This window comes from Actinoplanes sp. CA-252034, assembly GCF_050956125.1.
In the GTDB taxonomy this organism is placed as follows: Bacteria; Actinomycetota; Actinomycetes; order Mycobacteriales; family Micromonosporaceae; genus Actinoplanes.
This window is the reverse complement of record NZ_CP191846.1, coordinates 6,100,338-6,115,454: the sequence shown is the minus strand read 5'-3', so window position 1 is coordinate 6,115,454 and position 15,117 is coordinate 6,100,338. Positions and strand designations below refer to the sequence as shown.

Annotated in this window: 15 protein-coding genes; 10 read left to right on the top strand and 5 right to left on the bottom strand. The window is 69.9% G+C overall.

The genetic code is table 11. From position 1 onward, the window contains the following. Nucleotides 1-262: 262 nt before the first annotated feature. Nucleotides 263-805 (top strand): hypothetical protein, encoded by a 543-nt coding sequence (locus tag ACQPZW_RS28235; protein ID WP_433789051.1) that lies wholly within the window; start codon nt 263-265, stop codon nt 803-805. Between the two features lie 153 nt (nt 806-958). Here the strand turns inward: ACQPZW_RS28235 and ACQPZW_RS28230 are convergent, their stop codons facing one another. Then, the gene (locus ACQPZW_RS28230; RefSeq protein ID WP_433789050.1) at nt 959-1,417 is read right to left on the bottom strand and encodes a YybH family protein; all 459 of its coding nucleotides are present in this window, start codon (nt 1,415-1,417) and stop codon (nt 959-961) included. A gap of 116 nt (nt 1,418-1,533) precedes the next feature. On the opposite strand from ACQPZW_RS28230, the gene ACQPZW_RS28225 reads away from it, so the two are divergent. After that, on the top strand, nt 1,534-2,184 hold the full coding sequence (locus tag ACQPZW_RS28225) for a TetR family transcriptional regulator (RefSeq protein WP_433789049.1): 651 nt from the start codon (nt 1,534-1,536) through the stop codon (nt 2,182-2,184). A 33-nt stretch (nt 2,185-2,217) separates the two neighbouring features. On the opposite strand, the gene ACQPZW_RS28220 is transcribed toward ACQPZW_RS28225, so the two are convergent. Continuing rightward, a complete protein-coding gene (locus ACQPZW_RS28220) occupies nt 2,218-3,465 on the bottom strand; it encodes a molybdopterin molybdotransferase MoeA (RefSeq protein ID WP_433789048.1) in 1,248 nt (415 codons plus the stop codon). 154 nt (nt 3,466-3,619) lie between these two features. Between ACQPZW_RS28220 and ACQPZW_RS28215 the strand changes: the two genes are divergently transcribed. Continuing rightward, nucleotides 3,620-5,080: an MFS transporter gene (locus ACQPZW_RS28215; RefSeq protein ID WP_433789047.1), complete on the top strand. Its 1,461-nt coding sequence runs from the start codon at nt 3,620-3,622 to the stop codon at nt 5,078-5,080. After that, on the top strand, nt 5,068-5,916 hold the full coding sequence (gene fdhD / locus ACQPZW_RS28210; protein ID WP_433789046.1) for a formate dehydrogenase accessory sulfurtransferase FdhD: 849 nt from the start codon (nt 5,068-5,070) through the stop codon (nt 5,914-5,916). Before ACQPZW_RS28215 ends, fdhD begins: the two co-directional genes overlap by 13 nt. A gap of 97 nt (nt 5,917-6,013) precedes the next feature. Here the strand turns inward: fdhD and sucD are convergent, their stop codons facing one another. Beyond that, nucleotides 6,014-6,889 (bottom strand): succinate--CoA ligase subunit alpha, encoded by an 876-nt coding sequence (gene sucD, locus ACQPZW_RS28205; protein WP_433797642.1) that lies wholly within the window; start codon nt 6,887-6,889, stop codon nt 6,014-6,016. A 5-nt stretch (nt 6,890-6,894) separates the two neighbouring features. Next, nucleotides 6,895-8,073, bottom strand: a complete 1,179-nt coding sequence (gene sucC, locus ACQPZW_RS28200; RefSeq protein WP_433789045.1) for an ADP-forming succinate--CoA ligase subunit beta — start codon at nt 8,071-8,073, stop codon at nt 6,895-6,897. Between the two features lie 101 nt (nt 8,074-8,174). Between sucC and ACQPZW_RS28195 the strand changes: the two genes are divergently transcribed. The 6 genes from ACQPZW_RS28195 (at nt 8,175) to ACQPZW_RS28170 (ending at nt 14,803) form a co-directional block, all read left to right on the top strand. Beyond that, nucleotides 8,175-8,495 (top strand): CoA transferase, encoded by a 321-nt coding sequence (locus ACQPZW_RS28195; RefSeq protein ID WP_433789044.1) that lies wholly within the window; start codon nt 8,175-8,177, stop codon nt 8,493-8,495. Further along, nucleotides 8,435-9,502: a formyl-CoA transferase gene (gene frc, locus ACQPZW_RS28190; protein WP_433789043.1), complete on the top strand. Its 1,068-nt coding sequence runs from the start codon at nt 8,435-8,437 to the stop codon at nt 9,500-9,502. The genes ACQPZW_RS28195 and frc overlap by 61 nt, the downstream gene beginning before the upstream one ends. A 26-nt stretch (nt 9,503-9,528) precedes the next feature. Then, the gene (locus ACQPZW_RS28185) at nt 9,529-11,682 is read left to right on the top strand and encodes an acetate--CoA ligase family protein (protein ID WP_433789042.1); all 2,154 of its coding nucleotides are present in this window, start codon (nt 9,529-9,531) and stop codon (nt 11,680-11,682) included. Nucleotides 11,683-11,886: 204 nt separating this feature from the next. Next, complete coding sequence (locus ACQPZW_RS28180; RefSeq protein WP_433789041.1) at nt 11,887-13,290, top strand: Nramp family divalent metal transporter; 1,404 nt, start codon at nt 11,887-11,889, stop codon at nt 13,288-13,290. After that, a complete protein-coding gene (locus ACQPZW_RS28175) occupies nt 13,290-13,835 on the top strand; it encodes a hypothetical protein (RefSeq protein ID WP_433789040.1) in 546 nt (181 codons plus the stop codon). The genes ACQPZW_RS28180 and ACQPZW_RS28175 overlap by 1 nt, the downstream gene beginning before the upstream one ends. Then, nucleotides 13,832-14,803: a TerC family protein gene (locus ACQPZW_RS28170; protein ID WP_433789039.1), complete on the top strand. Its 972-nt coding sequence runs from the start codon at nt 13,832-13,834 to the stop codon at nt 14,801-14,803. Before ACQPZW_RS28175 ends, ACQPZW_RS28170 begins: the two co-directional genes overlap by 4 nt. Before the next feature lie 7 nt (nt 14,804-14,810). Here ACQPZW_RS28170 and ACQPZW_RS28165 read toward each other — a convergent pair whose 3' ends face one another. Then, a complete protein-coding gene (locus ACQPZW_RS28165; protein ID WP_433789038.1) occupies nt 14,811-15,020 on the bottom strand; it encodes a hypothetical protein in 210 nt (69 codons plus the stop codon). Nucleotides 15,021-15,117: the final 97 nt, after the last annotated feature.

Here is a 15,117-nt window from a genome sequence, read left to right as displayed (position 1 = left end):
CACCTATTGGTGCAGCAGACCCGACCGGCCGTCCCACGGGGTTGCTGGGTGCATTTCTCGGCGATCGCGACAGGCGGTTTCCGGCAACTCGCAGCAGGCCAGCACCTACAAGAGCCGACTGATCCTCACATTCGATGAGCCGGAAGGGGCCGCCGAGCGTGATTGAGAGTGACCTGGCCGTCCAGCGGAAAGCGGCAGAGGAGGCGGCTTGCCGGCTCAGAATCCAGTCGAAGTTGAACGACTCAGCATTCAAACTGTGTCGATGATCAGCGACTGGCTGCATGACCAGACGGCTACGTTCTTGGCGATGCGCGATCAGACCGTTGCTTCGTGGCACGGTGTGGAGATGGCGGTGCGTGGTGGCGATGAGGGAACGCCGGAGTACAACGGCCCTGATGTGCCGTGTCTGCAGCTTCTCGCACTCGACGCGGTGAGACCTGACGGTACTGCAGTCAATATCACTACCTACCAGAACGACTTGTCGTTTGGCATGTGGGCGAACGCCGGAGCGGTTTGCGATCGAGACGACCGGGGTCGCGGCTACCGGCGTCGGGCTCTGACCGAACTCCCCACAGGCCGGATCGTCGAGGTCGAGGTCTACCTCGACGATGACGTTCTCGCCGAGGTGAGAATTCAAATAGCGGACAATGAACTGCTTCTCGTCGCGGGAGAGTCTTACGAAGACTGGTCGGGTGGCCTCGAATGGCATCGCCTCGACGAATCCGTACTGGTTTTTACCGACCCCGGCGAAGCGGAAAAGATGCGCTGGGTGCCAAGTCGAGGGGCTCTTCGTCGTATTGGCTGATGGCCCAGCCGCTCGGCTGTCGCCACGAAGAACTGACAGAGAGGGTCGAGCTACTTCCCGTGCCCGACCGGTAATTGTGCGCACTCACATCGGCAATCCGTGCACGCCGTCATTGGCTGGCGGACACGGGCCGTCACGGCGGCGGCGGCAATGTCAGTGTGCCTTTTCCCAGAGCGGCAGGCGGAAGGTCGCGTAGGTGAATTTGCCGATGATCTGCCCGGCAGCGTTGAAGTGGAAGACGTCAAGGCCGTGCCACTGCATACGGCCTTGGTAGCGGATCCTGGCGAACCACCGCACCGGCGGGAAGGCGCGCCGGCCGTGCGCGCCGGTGAGATCGAGTCGGCACGCCCACCGGATCGTGGCCCGGCGGCGGGACTCGTCGATCACCTGGTCGTACACGTCGAAGGTCATCGCGCCGTAGCGGCCGGCGAACTGCGGGGCGAACTCTGCGCGGATCGCCGTGAGGCCGTGCAGTTCGGGACCGTGGCCGGGCAGGTACCGGGCGTCCTCGGCGAAGAAGGACATGACCCGGTCGAGGTCGGGTTCCGGGTCGTTGAAGGCGGCCACGAACGCGTCGATGGTCCGGCTGAGGTCGGTGTCGCTGGTGGTCATGAGCCCGCCCTGGAGGGTGTGGTGAGCCGTGCGGTCGATGCCGAGGTTATAAGAACACCGTTCCCTTAACAAGAGAACATTGTTCTTTTGCCGGACGGGCTATGGTGATGGCTGTCATGGAAGCGCCGTTCCAGCGGGCTAGACGCCCGGAACAGAAGGACCAGCGGCGCGAGTACATCCTCGCCACCGCTGGTCGACTGGCGCTGAACTCGGGCGTGGCCAGGGTCAGCTTGGGTGACATCGCCGCCGCAGTCGGGCTGGCCAAGTCCAACATCCTGCGGTATTTCGGGACGCGCGAAGAAATCTACCTACAGTTGATGATGCGGGAGGGTGACGACTGGGCGGCCGCCGCGAGCGCCGCGCTGCAGCAGGCGAACGGCTTCTCCGCGACGGCGACCGCGCTCGCCGACGCATACGCCGACCGGCCGTTGTACTGCGATCTGACCACCCATGCCGAGACAATGCTGGAACACAACGTCTCTGTAGCGGCCCTGCGGGTCTACAAGCTGTGGGCCATCGACACCTACTTCACCGTCGGCCGGCAGATCACCGCCGCCTGCCCGCAGTTGACCGACGCCGACGGCGCCTCCCTGGTCATGGCGGCCAGCGCGTTCGTAGCCAAGTTGTTCCCGCTGAGCCGCCCCCCGGAGGCGCTGCGTCAGCTGTACGACCTGGAACCGGAGATCGCACGAGTATTCCCGCCGCTGCGGCCGACGCTGCAACGCATGATCGCCGCCACCGCGGCCGGGCTGCCGGCTACGCACTGACACATCGAGCACCGACCCTTTCGAGCCGGTCCGCTACCTCACTGCCACCTGCGACTCGGACGCTCGGTAGCCCGGCAGAGAAGCCGTGGGCAGGGGAAGCAACTCGACATCACCGCCGGCCCAGCCCGGTGGTACGACCGCGAGCGCGTCCGCCGCGGCGGCGCCCCACAGCGAGCCCGGGCGGTCGTGCCCGACGGGCACGGCGAGCGAGCCTACCCGGGTCACCGCTACCAGCCGGGTGTCGCGGTGGTGCGGCGTCACCGGCCCGGACAGCGTGGCGGTCGGGGCCGGCGGCTCGGCTCGCCCGGCCAATCCGCCGAGAAGCGGTGAGAGCAGGGTGAGGGCGGCGACCAACGCGGCGTACGGGTTCCCGGGCAGCCCGACGACGAAGCGGCCGTCCGGCAGAACCGCGAGCAGCTGCGGATGACCGGGCCGGCAGGCGACACCCCGGATCGGGATGCGCGCGCCGAGCGTCCCGAGAGCCCCGCGCAGATGGTCGGCGGCGCCGGCTGAGGTGGCTCCGCAGACCACCGTCACGTCGGCGTCCGGGCGCTGCAACGCGTCGACCAGCGTGCCCGGGTCGTCGGTGACCCGCGCCTCCCAGGCCGGGTCGCCGCCCGCGGCCCGGATGAGGCCGGGCAGCATCGGCCCGATGGCGTCGCGGACCTGTCCCGCCATGGGGATCCCGCTTCTGCGCAGCTCAGCGCCGGTCACCACGATTCCGGCACGGGGACGGCGGTGTACGGCCAGGGTGTCGTGCCCGAGGCTGGCGCCCAGCCCGAGCACTACCGGGGTGACGACGGTGCCGGCGGGCAGCACCTCTTGGCCGGCCGGGCAGTCCTCGCCGCGCCGCCGGATATGCCGGCCGGGGACCAGGCCGACGCTCACCGTGCCGTCCTCGCCGCGCCGCCGGATATGCCGCCCGGGGACCAGGTCGCCGCTCACCGTGCGGTCCGTCCGGGTGGACTGCTCGTACGGCAGCACAGCCCCGGCCCCGGCCGGAACCATCGCTCCGGTGCCGATCTCGACCGTGGTACCCGGCGACAAGGGTGCGGGCGGGTCCGGGTCGCCGGCCAGGATCCGTCCGACGATCCGCCACGGGCCGGGGCCGGCGACCGCATACCCGTCCATGGCGGCGGCGTCGTAGGCCGGCAGTGGGGAGAGCGCGACCAGCGGTTTTGCGAGAGCCGAGCCGATCGCCCGATCGAGCGCGACCTCGGTGGCGGGGAGTGGGCCGCCCGTCTCCCGGGCGTACTGCCGAGCCTGATGCCAGCCGGTCACGCCGCCACCTCCGTTGCGCTGGGACGTCGGCACGAGTCACGAACCGGGCCGACGAATCGCTCGTGGGCATTCCCCGAACCTGGACAGTCACCCGTTCCGTCAGGGAGAATCTGCATCCGAGATACTGTATACGATAGTCGGTTGGAGGTGCCAGATGACGGATCCCCACGACACGACGGTGCGCGAGGTCAGGGACTTCTACGGTCGTCGCTACCGGGTCGGCGAGAGCGACCGGCTCCTGCTCGGACGGTCGCGGTCCTGGATGGCCTGGACGGCGTGGGCCGCGATGCTGGCGATAAGCCTCTTCCAGTACGGCTTCGGCGCCGCCCTGCCGACCCTGATGACGGCGAACGGGTGGAGCGTGTGGCAGGCGTTCGCCGTGCTCGGGCTCTGGGTGGTCGCCCAGGCGGCCGGCTCACCGATGGGCGGGTGGCTCTATCGGCGGCAGCGGGAGCGGCTCGCCGTGCCGATGCTCGCCGGCGCGGCCTGCTGCCTGACCGCACTGGTCACCCTGGCCCACACCGGCGACCCGGTGGCCGTCCTGCTGGGCTACTCGGTCGTGGGCGGCCTCGGCGCCGGCGTGGTCTACATGACCTGCATCGCCACGGTCACCGAGTGGTTCCCCGAGCGGCTCGCCTCGCGGGTGGCGATGGTCGGCGCCGCGTTCGGCTACGGCGCGATCCCGTTCGTCGTCGTCGCCGGTTTCGTGCTCGACCCGTCGAACCGGGCGGCCGTGCTCGACGGTGCCGCCCTGGTCGTGTTCGCCGTGGTGGCTGCGTGTGGACTGCTGATGCGCAAACCGCCGCGCCACTGGTGGCCCGAGCAGATCGATCCGCAGCGCTGGGCCCTCGACCGGCGGCTCAACCGCAGCATCCCGAACAACCGGCCCGCCGCCCGGCCCTATCCTCCGCGGGCCGCGATGCGCAGCGGCATGCTGCCGATGATGTTCGTGGTCGTCGTGCTCACGGCCGCGATGGCGCTGTTCGACATCGCCTATCTCGCCGGTACGGCGTACACCCGAGGTCTTGCCTCCTGGACCCTCGTCGCCGCGATCGTCGCGCTGGCCGCCGCGAACGGGATCGGCCGCGCGGTGACCAGCTCGCTGGCCGACCGGATCGGCCGCCGCGGGACGCTGGGCCTGTCCCTGCTGGCCGGCGGGGTGGCCCAGTTCGGGCTGCTCGCGGCCGCGAGCAACGACAACCATCCGGCCGCGCTGGTGTGCTTCGCCGCGCTGGCCGGCGCGGGTGCCGGCGCCGGCTACTCGCTGCTGGTCAGCCTGGTCCGCGACTGGTTCGGTGACGACGCGACCGTGTCCAACTACGGGATCGTCTACAGCGGTAAGGCGGTCGGCGGCGTGGCCGGGATCGTGCTCGCCGGCCTGGCGGTGACGAACCCGGACTCGGTCCTGCCGTTCCTGGTGGCCGGCTGCCTCGGCCTGCTCGGCGCGGCGCTGACCCGCTGGATGCGCCAGCCCGGCCCGGCCTGGGTGTCGCTGCCGGCCCCGGGCCTGAAGGAGGGGACGGTGGCGGGCCTGACGGAGGGGACGGTGGCGGGCCTGACGGAGGGGACGGTGACGGGCCTGAAGGAGGGGACGGTGGCGAGATGGGACGGGTGACCAGCAGGCGCCGGGTGCTGCGGATCGTCGACGGCGTGGCCCGGGAGCCACTCGACACGCTGGCGGCCGAGGAGCCGCTGGAGATCCGGGTGAACGGCAGGTCTCTGGTGGTGACGATGCGGACGCCGGGCGACGACTTCGACCTGGCGGCCGGGTTCCTGGTCGGTGAGGGCGTGGTGCGCGGCGGCCGGGAGATCGCCGGTATCCGGTACTGCGCGGGCGCCACCGCGGACGGGGTCAACACCTACAACGTGGTCGACGTGGTCCTGGCCGCCGGGGTGGCGCCACCGGACCCGTCGCTGGAGCGCAACTTCTACACCACCTCGTCGTGTGGGCTCTGCGGTAAGGCGAGTCTGGACGCGGTGCGTACGGTGGCGGCCTGGTCGGTGCGCGACGATCCGGTCCGTCTCGATCCGGAGATGGTCAGCGGACTGCCCGGCACCTTGCGGGCCGCGCAGCGGGTCTTCGACCGGACCGGCGGACTGCACGCGGCGGGGCTGTTCTCCGTCGACGGGCGGCTGCTCTGCCTGCGTGAGGACGTCGGCCGGCACAACGCCGTCGACAAGGTCGTGGGGTGGGCGCTGCGCGACGGCCGGCTGCCGTTGCGCGGCACGGTCCTGATGGTCAGCGGGCGGGCGTCGTTCGAGCTGGTGCAGAAGGCGGTGATGGCCGGCATCCCGGCGCTCACCGCGGTGTCGGCGCCCTCGTCGCTCGCCGCCGACCTGGCAGCCGACTCCGGCCTGACCCTGATCGGCTTCCTGCGCGGCACGTCGATGAACGTGTATGCCGGCGCACACCGCATGGTGCGACAGGACGAGCCGCACCTGTCAGCGTGACCGTGCGAGAAGCCGCGACGACTGCGAAAGCGGGGTGGCGTGCACGGGCCGGCCCGCCGGAGGGTGGCGGGCCGGCCCGGCGCCGATCGCCGTCCGGTCAGCGCGCGGGGAACGTCTCGCGCATCAGAGCCGCGGCCTCTGACGGCGTCCGCCCGACTCTGACCCCGGCCGCTTCCAGGGCTTTCTGCTTGGCGGCCGCCGTGCCGGACGATCCGGAGACGATCGCGCCGGCGTGCCCCATCGTCCGGCCCTCGGGCGCGGTGAACCCGGCCACGTAACCGACCACCGGCTTGCTGATGTGGTCCCTGATGTAGTCCGCGGCGCGTTCCTCCGCGTCGCCGCCGATCTCGCCGATCATCACGATCGCGTCGGTCTCGTCGTCGTCCTGGAACGCCTGCAGGCAGTCGATGTGGGTGGTCCCGACGATCGGGTCGCCGCCGATGCCGACGCAGGTGGAGAAGCCAAGGTCGCGTAGTTCGTACATCATCTGGTAGGTCAGGGTGCCGCTCTTGCTGACCAGGCCGATCCGCCCGCGCCCGGTGATGTCGGCCGGGATGATGCCGGCGTTGGACCGTCCGGGGCTGATCAGTCCGGGACAGTTCGGCCCGATGATCCTGGTGGTGTCGCCGGCGGCCCGCGTGTGGGCCCAGAACGCCGCCGTGTCGTGCACCGGGATGCCCTCGGTCAGCACCACGGCCAGCGCCAGCCGCGCGTCGACCGCCTCGATCACCGCGGCCTTGGCGAAGCGGGGTGGCACGAACACCACCGTGGTGTCGGCGCCGGTCGCCTTGGCCGCCTCGGCGACGCTGTCGAAGACCGGGATCCCGTCCACGTCCTGCCCGCCCTTGCCGGGGGTGACCCCGGCGACGATGTTCGTCCCGGCCGCGACCATCCGGCGGGTGTGCCGGGTGCCCTCCGAGCCGGTGATGCCCTGGACCAGCACCCTGCTCTTCTCGGTGAGGAAGATTGCCATCGTGGTCACGCCCCCTTGCCGGCGAGCTCGGCGGCGAGCCGCGCCGCGCCGTCCATCGTGTCCGCGCTGATGACGCCGGGCAGCGCCGCCTCGGCGAGGATCCTGCGCCCCGCTGCGGCGTTGTTGCCGTCGAGGCGGACGATCACCGGCTTGCCGATCGTCTCGCCGAGGCCGGTGAGCAGCCCGATCGCCTGGACGATGCCGTCGGCGACCGCGTCACAGGCGGTGATCCCGCCGAACACGTTGACCAGGACGCTGCGTACGCCCGGGTCGTCCAGGATGATCTCCAGGCCGTTCGCCATCACCTCGGCCGACGCGCCGCCGCCGATGTCGAGGAAGTTGGCCGGCCGGACCCCGCCGTATCGCTCGCCCGCGTAGGCGACCACGTCCAGGGTGCTCATGACCAGGCCGGCGCCGTTGCCGATGACCCCGACCGAGCCGTCGAGCTTGACGTAGTTCAGGTTCTGCTCGGCGGCCCGGGCCTCCAGCGGGTCGGCCGTGCCGGCGTCGGCATACCAGGGGTGGCCGGGCTGGCGGAACCGGGCGTTGTCGTCCACCGTCACCTTGCCGTCCAGGGCCCGCACGCTGCCGTCGGCGAGCTTGGCCAGTGGATTGATCTCGACCAGGGTGGCGTCCTCGGCGCGGAACAGGTGCCCGAGCCTGACCAGGACGCCGGCGACCAGGTCGCGTACGTCGTCCGGGAGCCCGGCGTCGGCGGCCAGCCGCAGAGCCTCCTCCCAGCCGAGCCCCTCGCCCGGATCCACCCGCAGCCGGGCCAGCGCGTCCGGGTTCTCGGCCGCGACCTGCTCGATGTCGACGCCGCCCTGGCGTGAGGCCATCGCGAGGAACGACCGGTGCGACCGGTCGAGCAGCAGCGACACGTAGTACTCCTCGACGATGTCGCCGGCTTCGGTGACGAGCACCCGGCGTACCTCATGGCCTTTGATGTCCATGCCCAGGATCGCGGCGGCGACCTCGCGCGCCTCGTCCGGGCCGTCGGCCAGGCGGACTCCGCCGGCCTTGCCTCGGCCGCCGGTCTTCACCTGGGCCTTGACCACTACGCGCCCGCCGATCTCGGCGGCGGCCGCGTAGGCCTCGTCGGGTGTTTCGGCGACGCGGCTGCGACTGACCGGTACGCCGTGCTTGGCGAAGAGCTCCTGTGCCTGGTGCTCCAACAGATCCACCGGGCCTCCCTTCTGTCGACCTGCGGTGGGTCGCTCCCGTCGGGACACATCGGACGGGAGCGGGAAAACGTTCCGCGATCCTCTAGACACCTGGCTGTTACATGGGTCACGATATTGCCTACCCCATACGGTATGCAATCCCTGAAGCTGACAGCGGATCAGCACCCCCAGCAGCGGTGGCGCACACAGGAGGTTCGCTCATGGGTAAGGCACTTGAGGGCGTTCGGGTCCTCGACATGACACATGTGCAGTCCGGTCCCTCGTCCACACAGATCCTCGCGTGGCTCGGCGCGGACGTCATCAAGCTGGAGGCTCCGGGCCAGGGTGACATCACCCGCTCCCAGCTCCGGGACATCCCGGGGTGGACAGCCTCTACTTCACGATGCTCAACGCCAACAAGCGCAGCATCACCCTCAACATGAAGAACCCGCACGGCAAGGAGGTCTTCACCAAGCTGGTGTCCGGCGTGGACATCCTGGTGGAGAACTTCGGGCCGGGTGTGGTCGAGCGCTTCGGCTTCCCCTGGGAGAGGCTGCAGGAGATCAACCCCCGGCTGGTCTACGCCTCGATCAAGGGATTCGGTCCGGGTCGCTACGCCGACTTCAAGGCGTACGAGGTGATCGCCCAGGCGATGGGCGGGGCGATGAGCACCACCGGTTTCGAGGACGGGCCGCCCACCGCGACGGGCGCCCAGATCGGCGACTCCGGCACCGGCATCCACCTGGTCGCCGGCATCCTGGCCGCCCTGTACCAGCGCACCCACAGCGGTCGCGGCCAGCGGGTCCAGGTCGCCATGCAGGACGCGGTGCTCAACCTGTGCCGCGTCAAGCTGCGCGACCAGCAGCGGTTGGCCCACGGGCCACTGGGGGAGTACCCCAACGAGAACTTCAGCGACGAGGTGCCCCGGTCCGGCAACGCCTCCGGTGGTGGCCAGCCCGGCTGGGCGGTCCGCTGCGCGCCGGGTGGGCCCAACGACTACATCTACGTGATCATCCAGCCGGTCGGGTGGAAGCCGATCTGCGACCTGATCGGGAGACCGGAGCTCGCCGAGGACCCGGCCTGGAGCACCCCGCAGTCGCGGCTCAACAAACTCGACAAGGCGTTCGCGCTGATCGAGGAGTGGACCGAACGGCACACCAAGCAAGAGGTCATGGAGCAGCTCAACGCGCACAACGTCCCGTGCGGGCCGGTCCTGTCCACCCGGGAGCTGATCGAGGACGAGACGCTTGCCGCGCTCGGCTCGGTGGTCGAGGTCGACCACCCGGAGCGGGGCCCGTTCAAGACGGTCGGCAACCCGATCAAGCTGTCCGACTCGGACGTCGCCATCGAGCGGTCACCGCTGCTCGGCGAGCACACCGAGCAGGTGCTCGGCGAGCTCGGCTACTCCGAGCAGGGGATCGGCGAGCTGCGTGCCGCCGGCGCCGTCTGACGAACGTTCTCGACGAGGGAGACGACATGTCCGAATACGACCGTGCAGCCGTACGCCGGGTGATCGAGAACGCCGTCGCCGAGGGACGCAGCTCGCTGACCGCGCCGGAGGGGCGTCTGGTGGTCGAGGCCTACGGGATCGTCACCCCGGGTGAGGGTCTGGCCGGCAGCGCCGACGAGGCGGTGGCCGTGGCCGAGAAGATCGGCCTCCCGGTGGTCCTGAAGATCGTCTCGCCGGACATCCTGCACAAGACCGAGGCCGGCGGGGTGCTGGTCGGGCTGGGCTCGGCCGCCGAGGTCGCCGCCGGCTACGACACCGTCATCGCCAACGCCCGGGCGTACGACGCCGACGCGACGATCGTCGGCGTGCAGGTGCAGCGGCAACTCACCACCGGGCACGAGGTCATCGTCGGCACCGTGACCGACGAGACGTTCGGCAAGATCGTCGCGTTCGGCCTCGGCGGCGTGCTCGTCGAGGTGCTCAAGGACGTCACCTTCCGGCTCGCGCCCACCGACACCACGACCGCGCTGTCCATGATCGACGGTATCGCCGCGGCCGAGATCCTGCGCGGCGTGCGCGGCGCCGAGCCGGCGAACCGCGAGATCCTGGCCGGCCTCATCGTCCGGCTCTCCGACCTGGTCACCGACTTCCCCGAGCTGGCCGAGGTCGACCTCAACCCGGTGCTGGCCACCGCGGCCGGGGCCACCGCGGTCGACGTCCGGATCCTCGTCGACCCGAGAGCCGCCGAGCGCCCGGAGCAGTTCACCGACGAGGAGATCCTGGCGAGCATGACCCGGATCATGCGGCCCGCCTCGATCGCCGTTATCGGGGCTTCCGCCGAGGCCGGCAAGATCGGCAACTCGGTGATGAGGAACCTGGTCAACGGCGGTTACCAGGGCGAGATCTACCCGATCAACCCGAAGGCCGCCGAGATCCTGGACCGCAAGGCCTACCCCAGCATCTCCGACGTGCCGGGCCCGGTCGACGTCGCGGTCTTCGCGATCCCGGCGAAGTTCGTGCCGGCCGCACTGGAGCAGGTCGGCGCCAAGGGCGTGGCCGGGGCGATCATGATCCCGTCCGGCTTCGGTGAGATCGGCGACCACGAGCTCCAGGCCGAGGTCGTGGCGATCGCCCGGCGGCACGGCGTACGCATCCTGGGGCCGAACATCTACGGTTACTACTACACCCCGGAGAGCCTGTCCGCGACGTTCTGCACCCCGTACGACGTCAAGGGCGGGGTGGCGCTCACCTCGCAGAGCGGCGGCATCGGGATGGCCATCCTCGGCTTCAGCCGGTCCGCGCGGATGGGGGTGTCCGCGATCGTCGGGGTCGGCAACAAGGCCGACATCGACGAGGACGACCTGCTCACGTTCTTCGAGAGCGACCCGAACACCCAGCTCATCGCCATGCACCTGGAAGACCTCAAGGACGGCCGGTCGTTCGCCCGCGCCGCCAAGCGGGTCTCGGCCACCAAACCGGTGCTCGTGCTCAAGGCCGGCCGCACCGACCAGGGCGCCAAGGCGGCCGGCTCGCACACCGGCGCGCTGGCCGGCAACGACAAAGTCTACGACGACATCCTGCGCCAGAGCGGCGTGATCCGCGCCCCCGGCCTCAACGACCTGCTGGAGTACGCCCGCGGCATCCCGCTGCTGCCGACCCCGCGGGGCGAGAACGTCGTCATCATCACCGGCGCCGGCGGATCGGGGGTGCTGCTCTCCGACGCCTGCGTGGACAACCGGCTCACCCTGATGGAGATCCCGGCCGACCTCGACGAGGCGTTCCGGAAGTTCATCCCGCCGTTCGGCGCGGCCGGCAACCCGATCGACATCACCGGCGGCGAACCGCCGTCGACCTACCGCAACACCATCGCGCTCGGCCTGTCCGACCCGCGTATCCACGCCCTGGTCCTCGGCTACTGGCACACCATCGTCACACCGCCGATGGTCTTCGCCGAGTTGGTGGTGGACGTGGTCGAGGAGTTCCGGGCCAAGGGCATCGACAAGCCCGTCGTCGCCTCACTCGCCGGAGACGTCGAGGTCGAGGAGGCCAGCGAACACCTGTACCGGCACGGCATCGTCGCCTATCCGTACACCACGGAGAAGCCCGTCGCCGTGCTCGGTGCGAAGTACCGGTGGGCACGCGCCGCCGGCCTGCTCGGCGACCGGCCGGACGGCCGCTGAGTCGTGCACCGTTCCACCACAGCGGGCAGTCGGAGGGGCCACTAGCGACACAGACGACCGCTCCGCGGCCACATCCCCAGGAGGTCCATCGTGGACGCTTCGAGTTCTTCCACCGAACCGACGAGTAGCACGTCACCATCCACCGCCACGGCCACCACCACCGAGCCCGACGAGAGGGTATGGCGGGCCGGAAGGCTCGAACCGATGCCGATCCGGGAGTTGCCCAAGGCGCCACCCTCGATCCACCTGCTCGGCCCGACCGTGTTCCTCGTCGCGCTCGGCGTGGGCATGGGCGAGTCGTACATGTGGCCCCGCCTGGTCCTGATCTTCGGCCCGGAGATCAGGTGGCTCTTCCTGATCGGCGTCACCCTCCAGGCGTTCGTGATGCTGGAGATGGCCCGGTACGCGATGGCGACCGGAGAGAGCATCTTCTTCGGCGCCGCACGGGTCTTCAAACCGCTCATGTGGTTCTTCTTCAGCGTGGCGATCCTGGTCTACATCTGGCCGGGGCACCTCTCCACCGGGGCCGCCGCCTTCGAGGAGATCACCGGCATACCCTGGACCGTCACGGCCTGTGTCGGCCTGATCCTGGTCGGCATCGTGTTCAGCCTGGCCAAGGTGATCTACCCCCTGCTGGAGAGCCTGCTCGGCCTGCTGATCGGCGTGCTCGTGGTCAGCACCTCGATCGTCGCGTCGCTGGTCGGGCGGTGGAGCGACGTCACCTCGACGCTCAGCGGCATGTTCCACTTCGGCTACCTGCCGAGCGAGGCGATGTCGTCGACCTGGTTCCCGGTCATCGTCGGCGCGATCGCCTTCGCCGGCCCGTCCGGCATGCAGCAGATGTGGTACACGCTGCACCTGCGGGACTCCGGCGCCGGCATGGGCGCGCACATCCCCAGGATCCGCGGTCTGCGGCACGCGGGCGAGCAGGAGGTCATGCCGTCGCGTGGCTTCATGTTCGACACCGAGGACCCGGAGGAGATGAAGAAGTGGAAGGGCTGGCGGCGCTGGGTGACCTTCGACGCCCTGCTGCTCTTCTGGGGCATCACCATGCTGGTCACGGTCTCGTTCACGGTGCTGGCCCAGACCGCCGTACGGGTGAACCCGAACGTCGGTGACCTGATCCGCGACGGTGACCGTGAGGTGGCGCTGACCGCGATGGCCGACGCCTTCGCCTCGGCCGGCACGCCGGTGCTGCACGGTGTGTTCCTCGGCTTCATCGCGCTGATCGGGCTCAACGCCACACTCGGGCTGTTCGACTCGTTCTCCCGGGGCCAGGCCGACATGACCTATCACTTCGTGCCGGGCGCCAAGCGGTTCAGCATGTCGAAGCTCTACGCCGGCTTCCTCTGGGGTGTCATCACCTTCGGCATCCTGATCCTCAACTTCGGTCCCGCCGACGGCCCGGGCGCCGTCCTCGACGTGCTGGCGTTCCTGTCCACCTTCGCGATGGGCGCGTACTGCGTCGTCCTGCTGCTGGTCAACAACCGGATGCTGCCGAAACCGATCCGCCCCGGCATCCTGCAGAACGTGGTGATCGGGTTCGGTGCGGTGTTCTACCTGGGCATGCTGATCTACAGCCTGATCCGGTTCGGCGTGGTCATCTGATGACCGGAGCGGACATGCGTCACCTCGGTCAGCTCGCCCTTCCCGGCGCCGCCATCGGGGCGGTCGCCGGGGCCGCGGCCCTCGGGCTGGCCCTCCTCTCGGGCCAGCCCGCCGGCTGGGCGCTGGCCACCGGTGTGGCGCTCGGGCTGCCGTTGGTCCTGCTCGGCGCCGGGTTCGGGGTGCTGATGGCGGCCGGGGTCATCTCGCCGGGGGTGTTCGCCCCGACCGCGCTCTACTGGTTCGGCGGGTTCCCACTGGCCCGGCTGGCACACGAGGTGCTGGTCGGTCTGCTTCTCGCGGGCCGGCCCACCCTCCCGCCGGACGTGCCCGGGTTCCTCGCGTACCAGGCGGTCGTCAGCCTCGGCTTCGCGATCGGGTTCAGCTGGCTGCACGAACGGGTGGCGCCGCGCTGGCTGCGCCGGATCCGGCACGGCAACCCGCGGGCCGAGCGGCTGTACGAGTTCTACCTGCGGCACGCCGAAGCGCAGTGGAAGACGCGACAGAGCCGCCGGCCGAGCCTGTTCCGATCCAAGGGGGCGTCATGAACCTACCGCTCTGGGCGTGGGCCGTGACGATCATCGGCTTCACCGTGATGATCGCCTTCGACTTCTACCTGGTCGCCCGGAAGCCTCACGAGCCGTCCTTCCGGGAGTGCGTCGGCTGGGTGAGCTTCTACGTGCTGGCGGCGGTCGCCTTCGGGCTGCTGCTGATGGGGACGGCCGGGGTCGGCTACGGAGGCCAGTTCTTCGCCGGCTGGCTCACCGAGTACTCGTTGAGCGTCGACAACCTGTTCGTCTTCATCATCATCATGAGCCGCTTCGGGGTGCCGGTGAGGTACCGGCAGAAGGTGCTGCTCATCGGCATCATCCTGGCGCTGCTGATGCGGGGCGTGTTCATCGCGGCCGGCGCCTCGGCGGTCGCGCGGTTCGACTGGCTGTTCTACCTCTTCGGGGCGTTCCTGATCTACACCGCCGTGAAGCTGGTCGGTCCGCAGCTCCAGGACGAGTTCTCGGAGAACTTCGCCCTCCGCACGGCCAAGCGGTTCCTGCCGACCACGGAGTCCTACCAGGGCGCCGCGATGTTCGTCCGGGTGAACGGCCGGCGGATGGTCACGCCGATGCTGATCGTGATGGTCGCGATCGGCACCACCGACCTGCTCTTCGCGCTCGACTCGATCCCGGCGATCTTCGGGTTGACCCAGGAGCCGTACCTGGTGTTCACCGCCAACACGTTCGCGCTGATGGGCCTGCGGCAGCTCTACTTCCTGCTGGGCGGCCTGCTCGACCGGCTGGTCTACCTCAGCAAGGGCCTGGCGTTCATCCTGGCCTTCATCGGCGTCAAGCTCGTGCTGGAGGCAGCGCACCACGACGGGGTCTCCTGGGCGCCGGCGGTGCCGATCACCGTCTCGCTCGGGGTCATCGTCGGCACGTTGATCGTCACCACCGTCGCGAGCCTGGCGAGATCCCGTAAGACGCAGCGGGACGAGCAGTCCGCCCACGAGGTCGCGGGCTGACCGCCGGTCAGGCCTTGATCAACCCTTCGTCCGGGGCGGAGCCGCGGAGGAAACGTGCGATCTCCTCGTCGCTCGGCCGGGCGGCCCGCCGCTGGTTGTCCAGCGCGGCCGCCAGGCCGAGCCCGACGGACCGGCCGTCGGCGGGAGAGCCGGACGGCAGGGCCAGCCGGTCGCTGAGGTCGGTCAGGAAACGGGAGAACTTGCGCCAGGGGGTCATGACTTCATCACTCCTGCTAGTTGGGCACTCGGGTGTGCCCGGCGGGGCCGGGCACACCCGAGGCCGATCCATGTCCGTGTTTTCCGGTGCCGTGCGG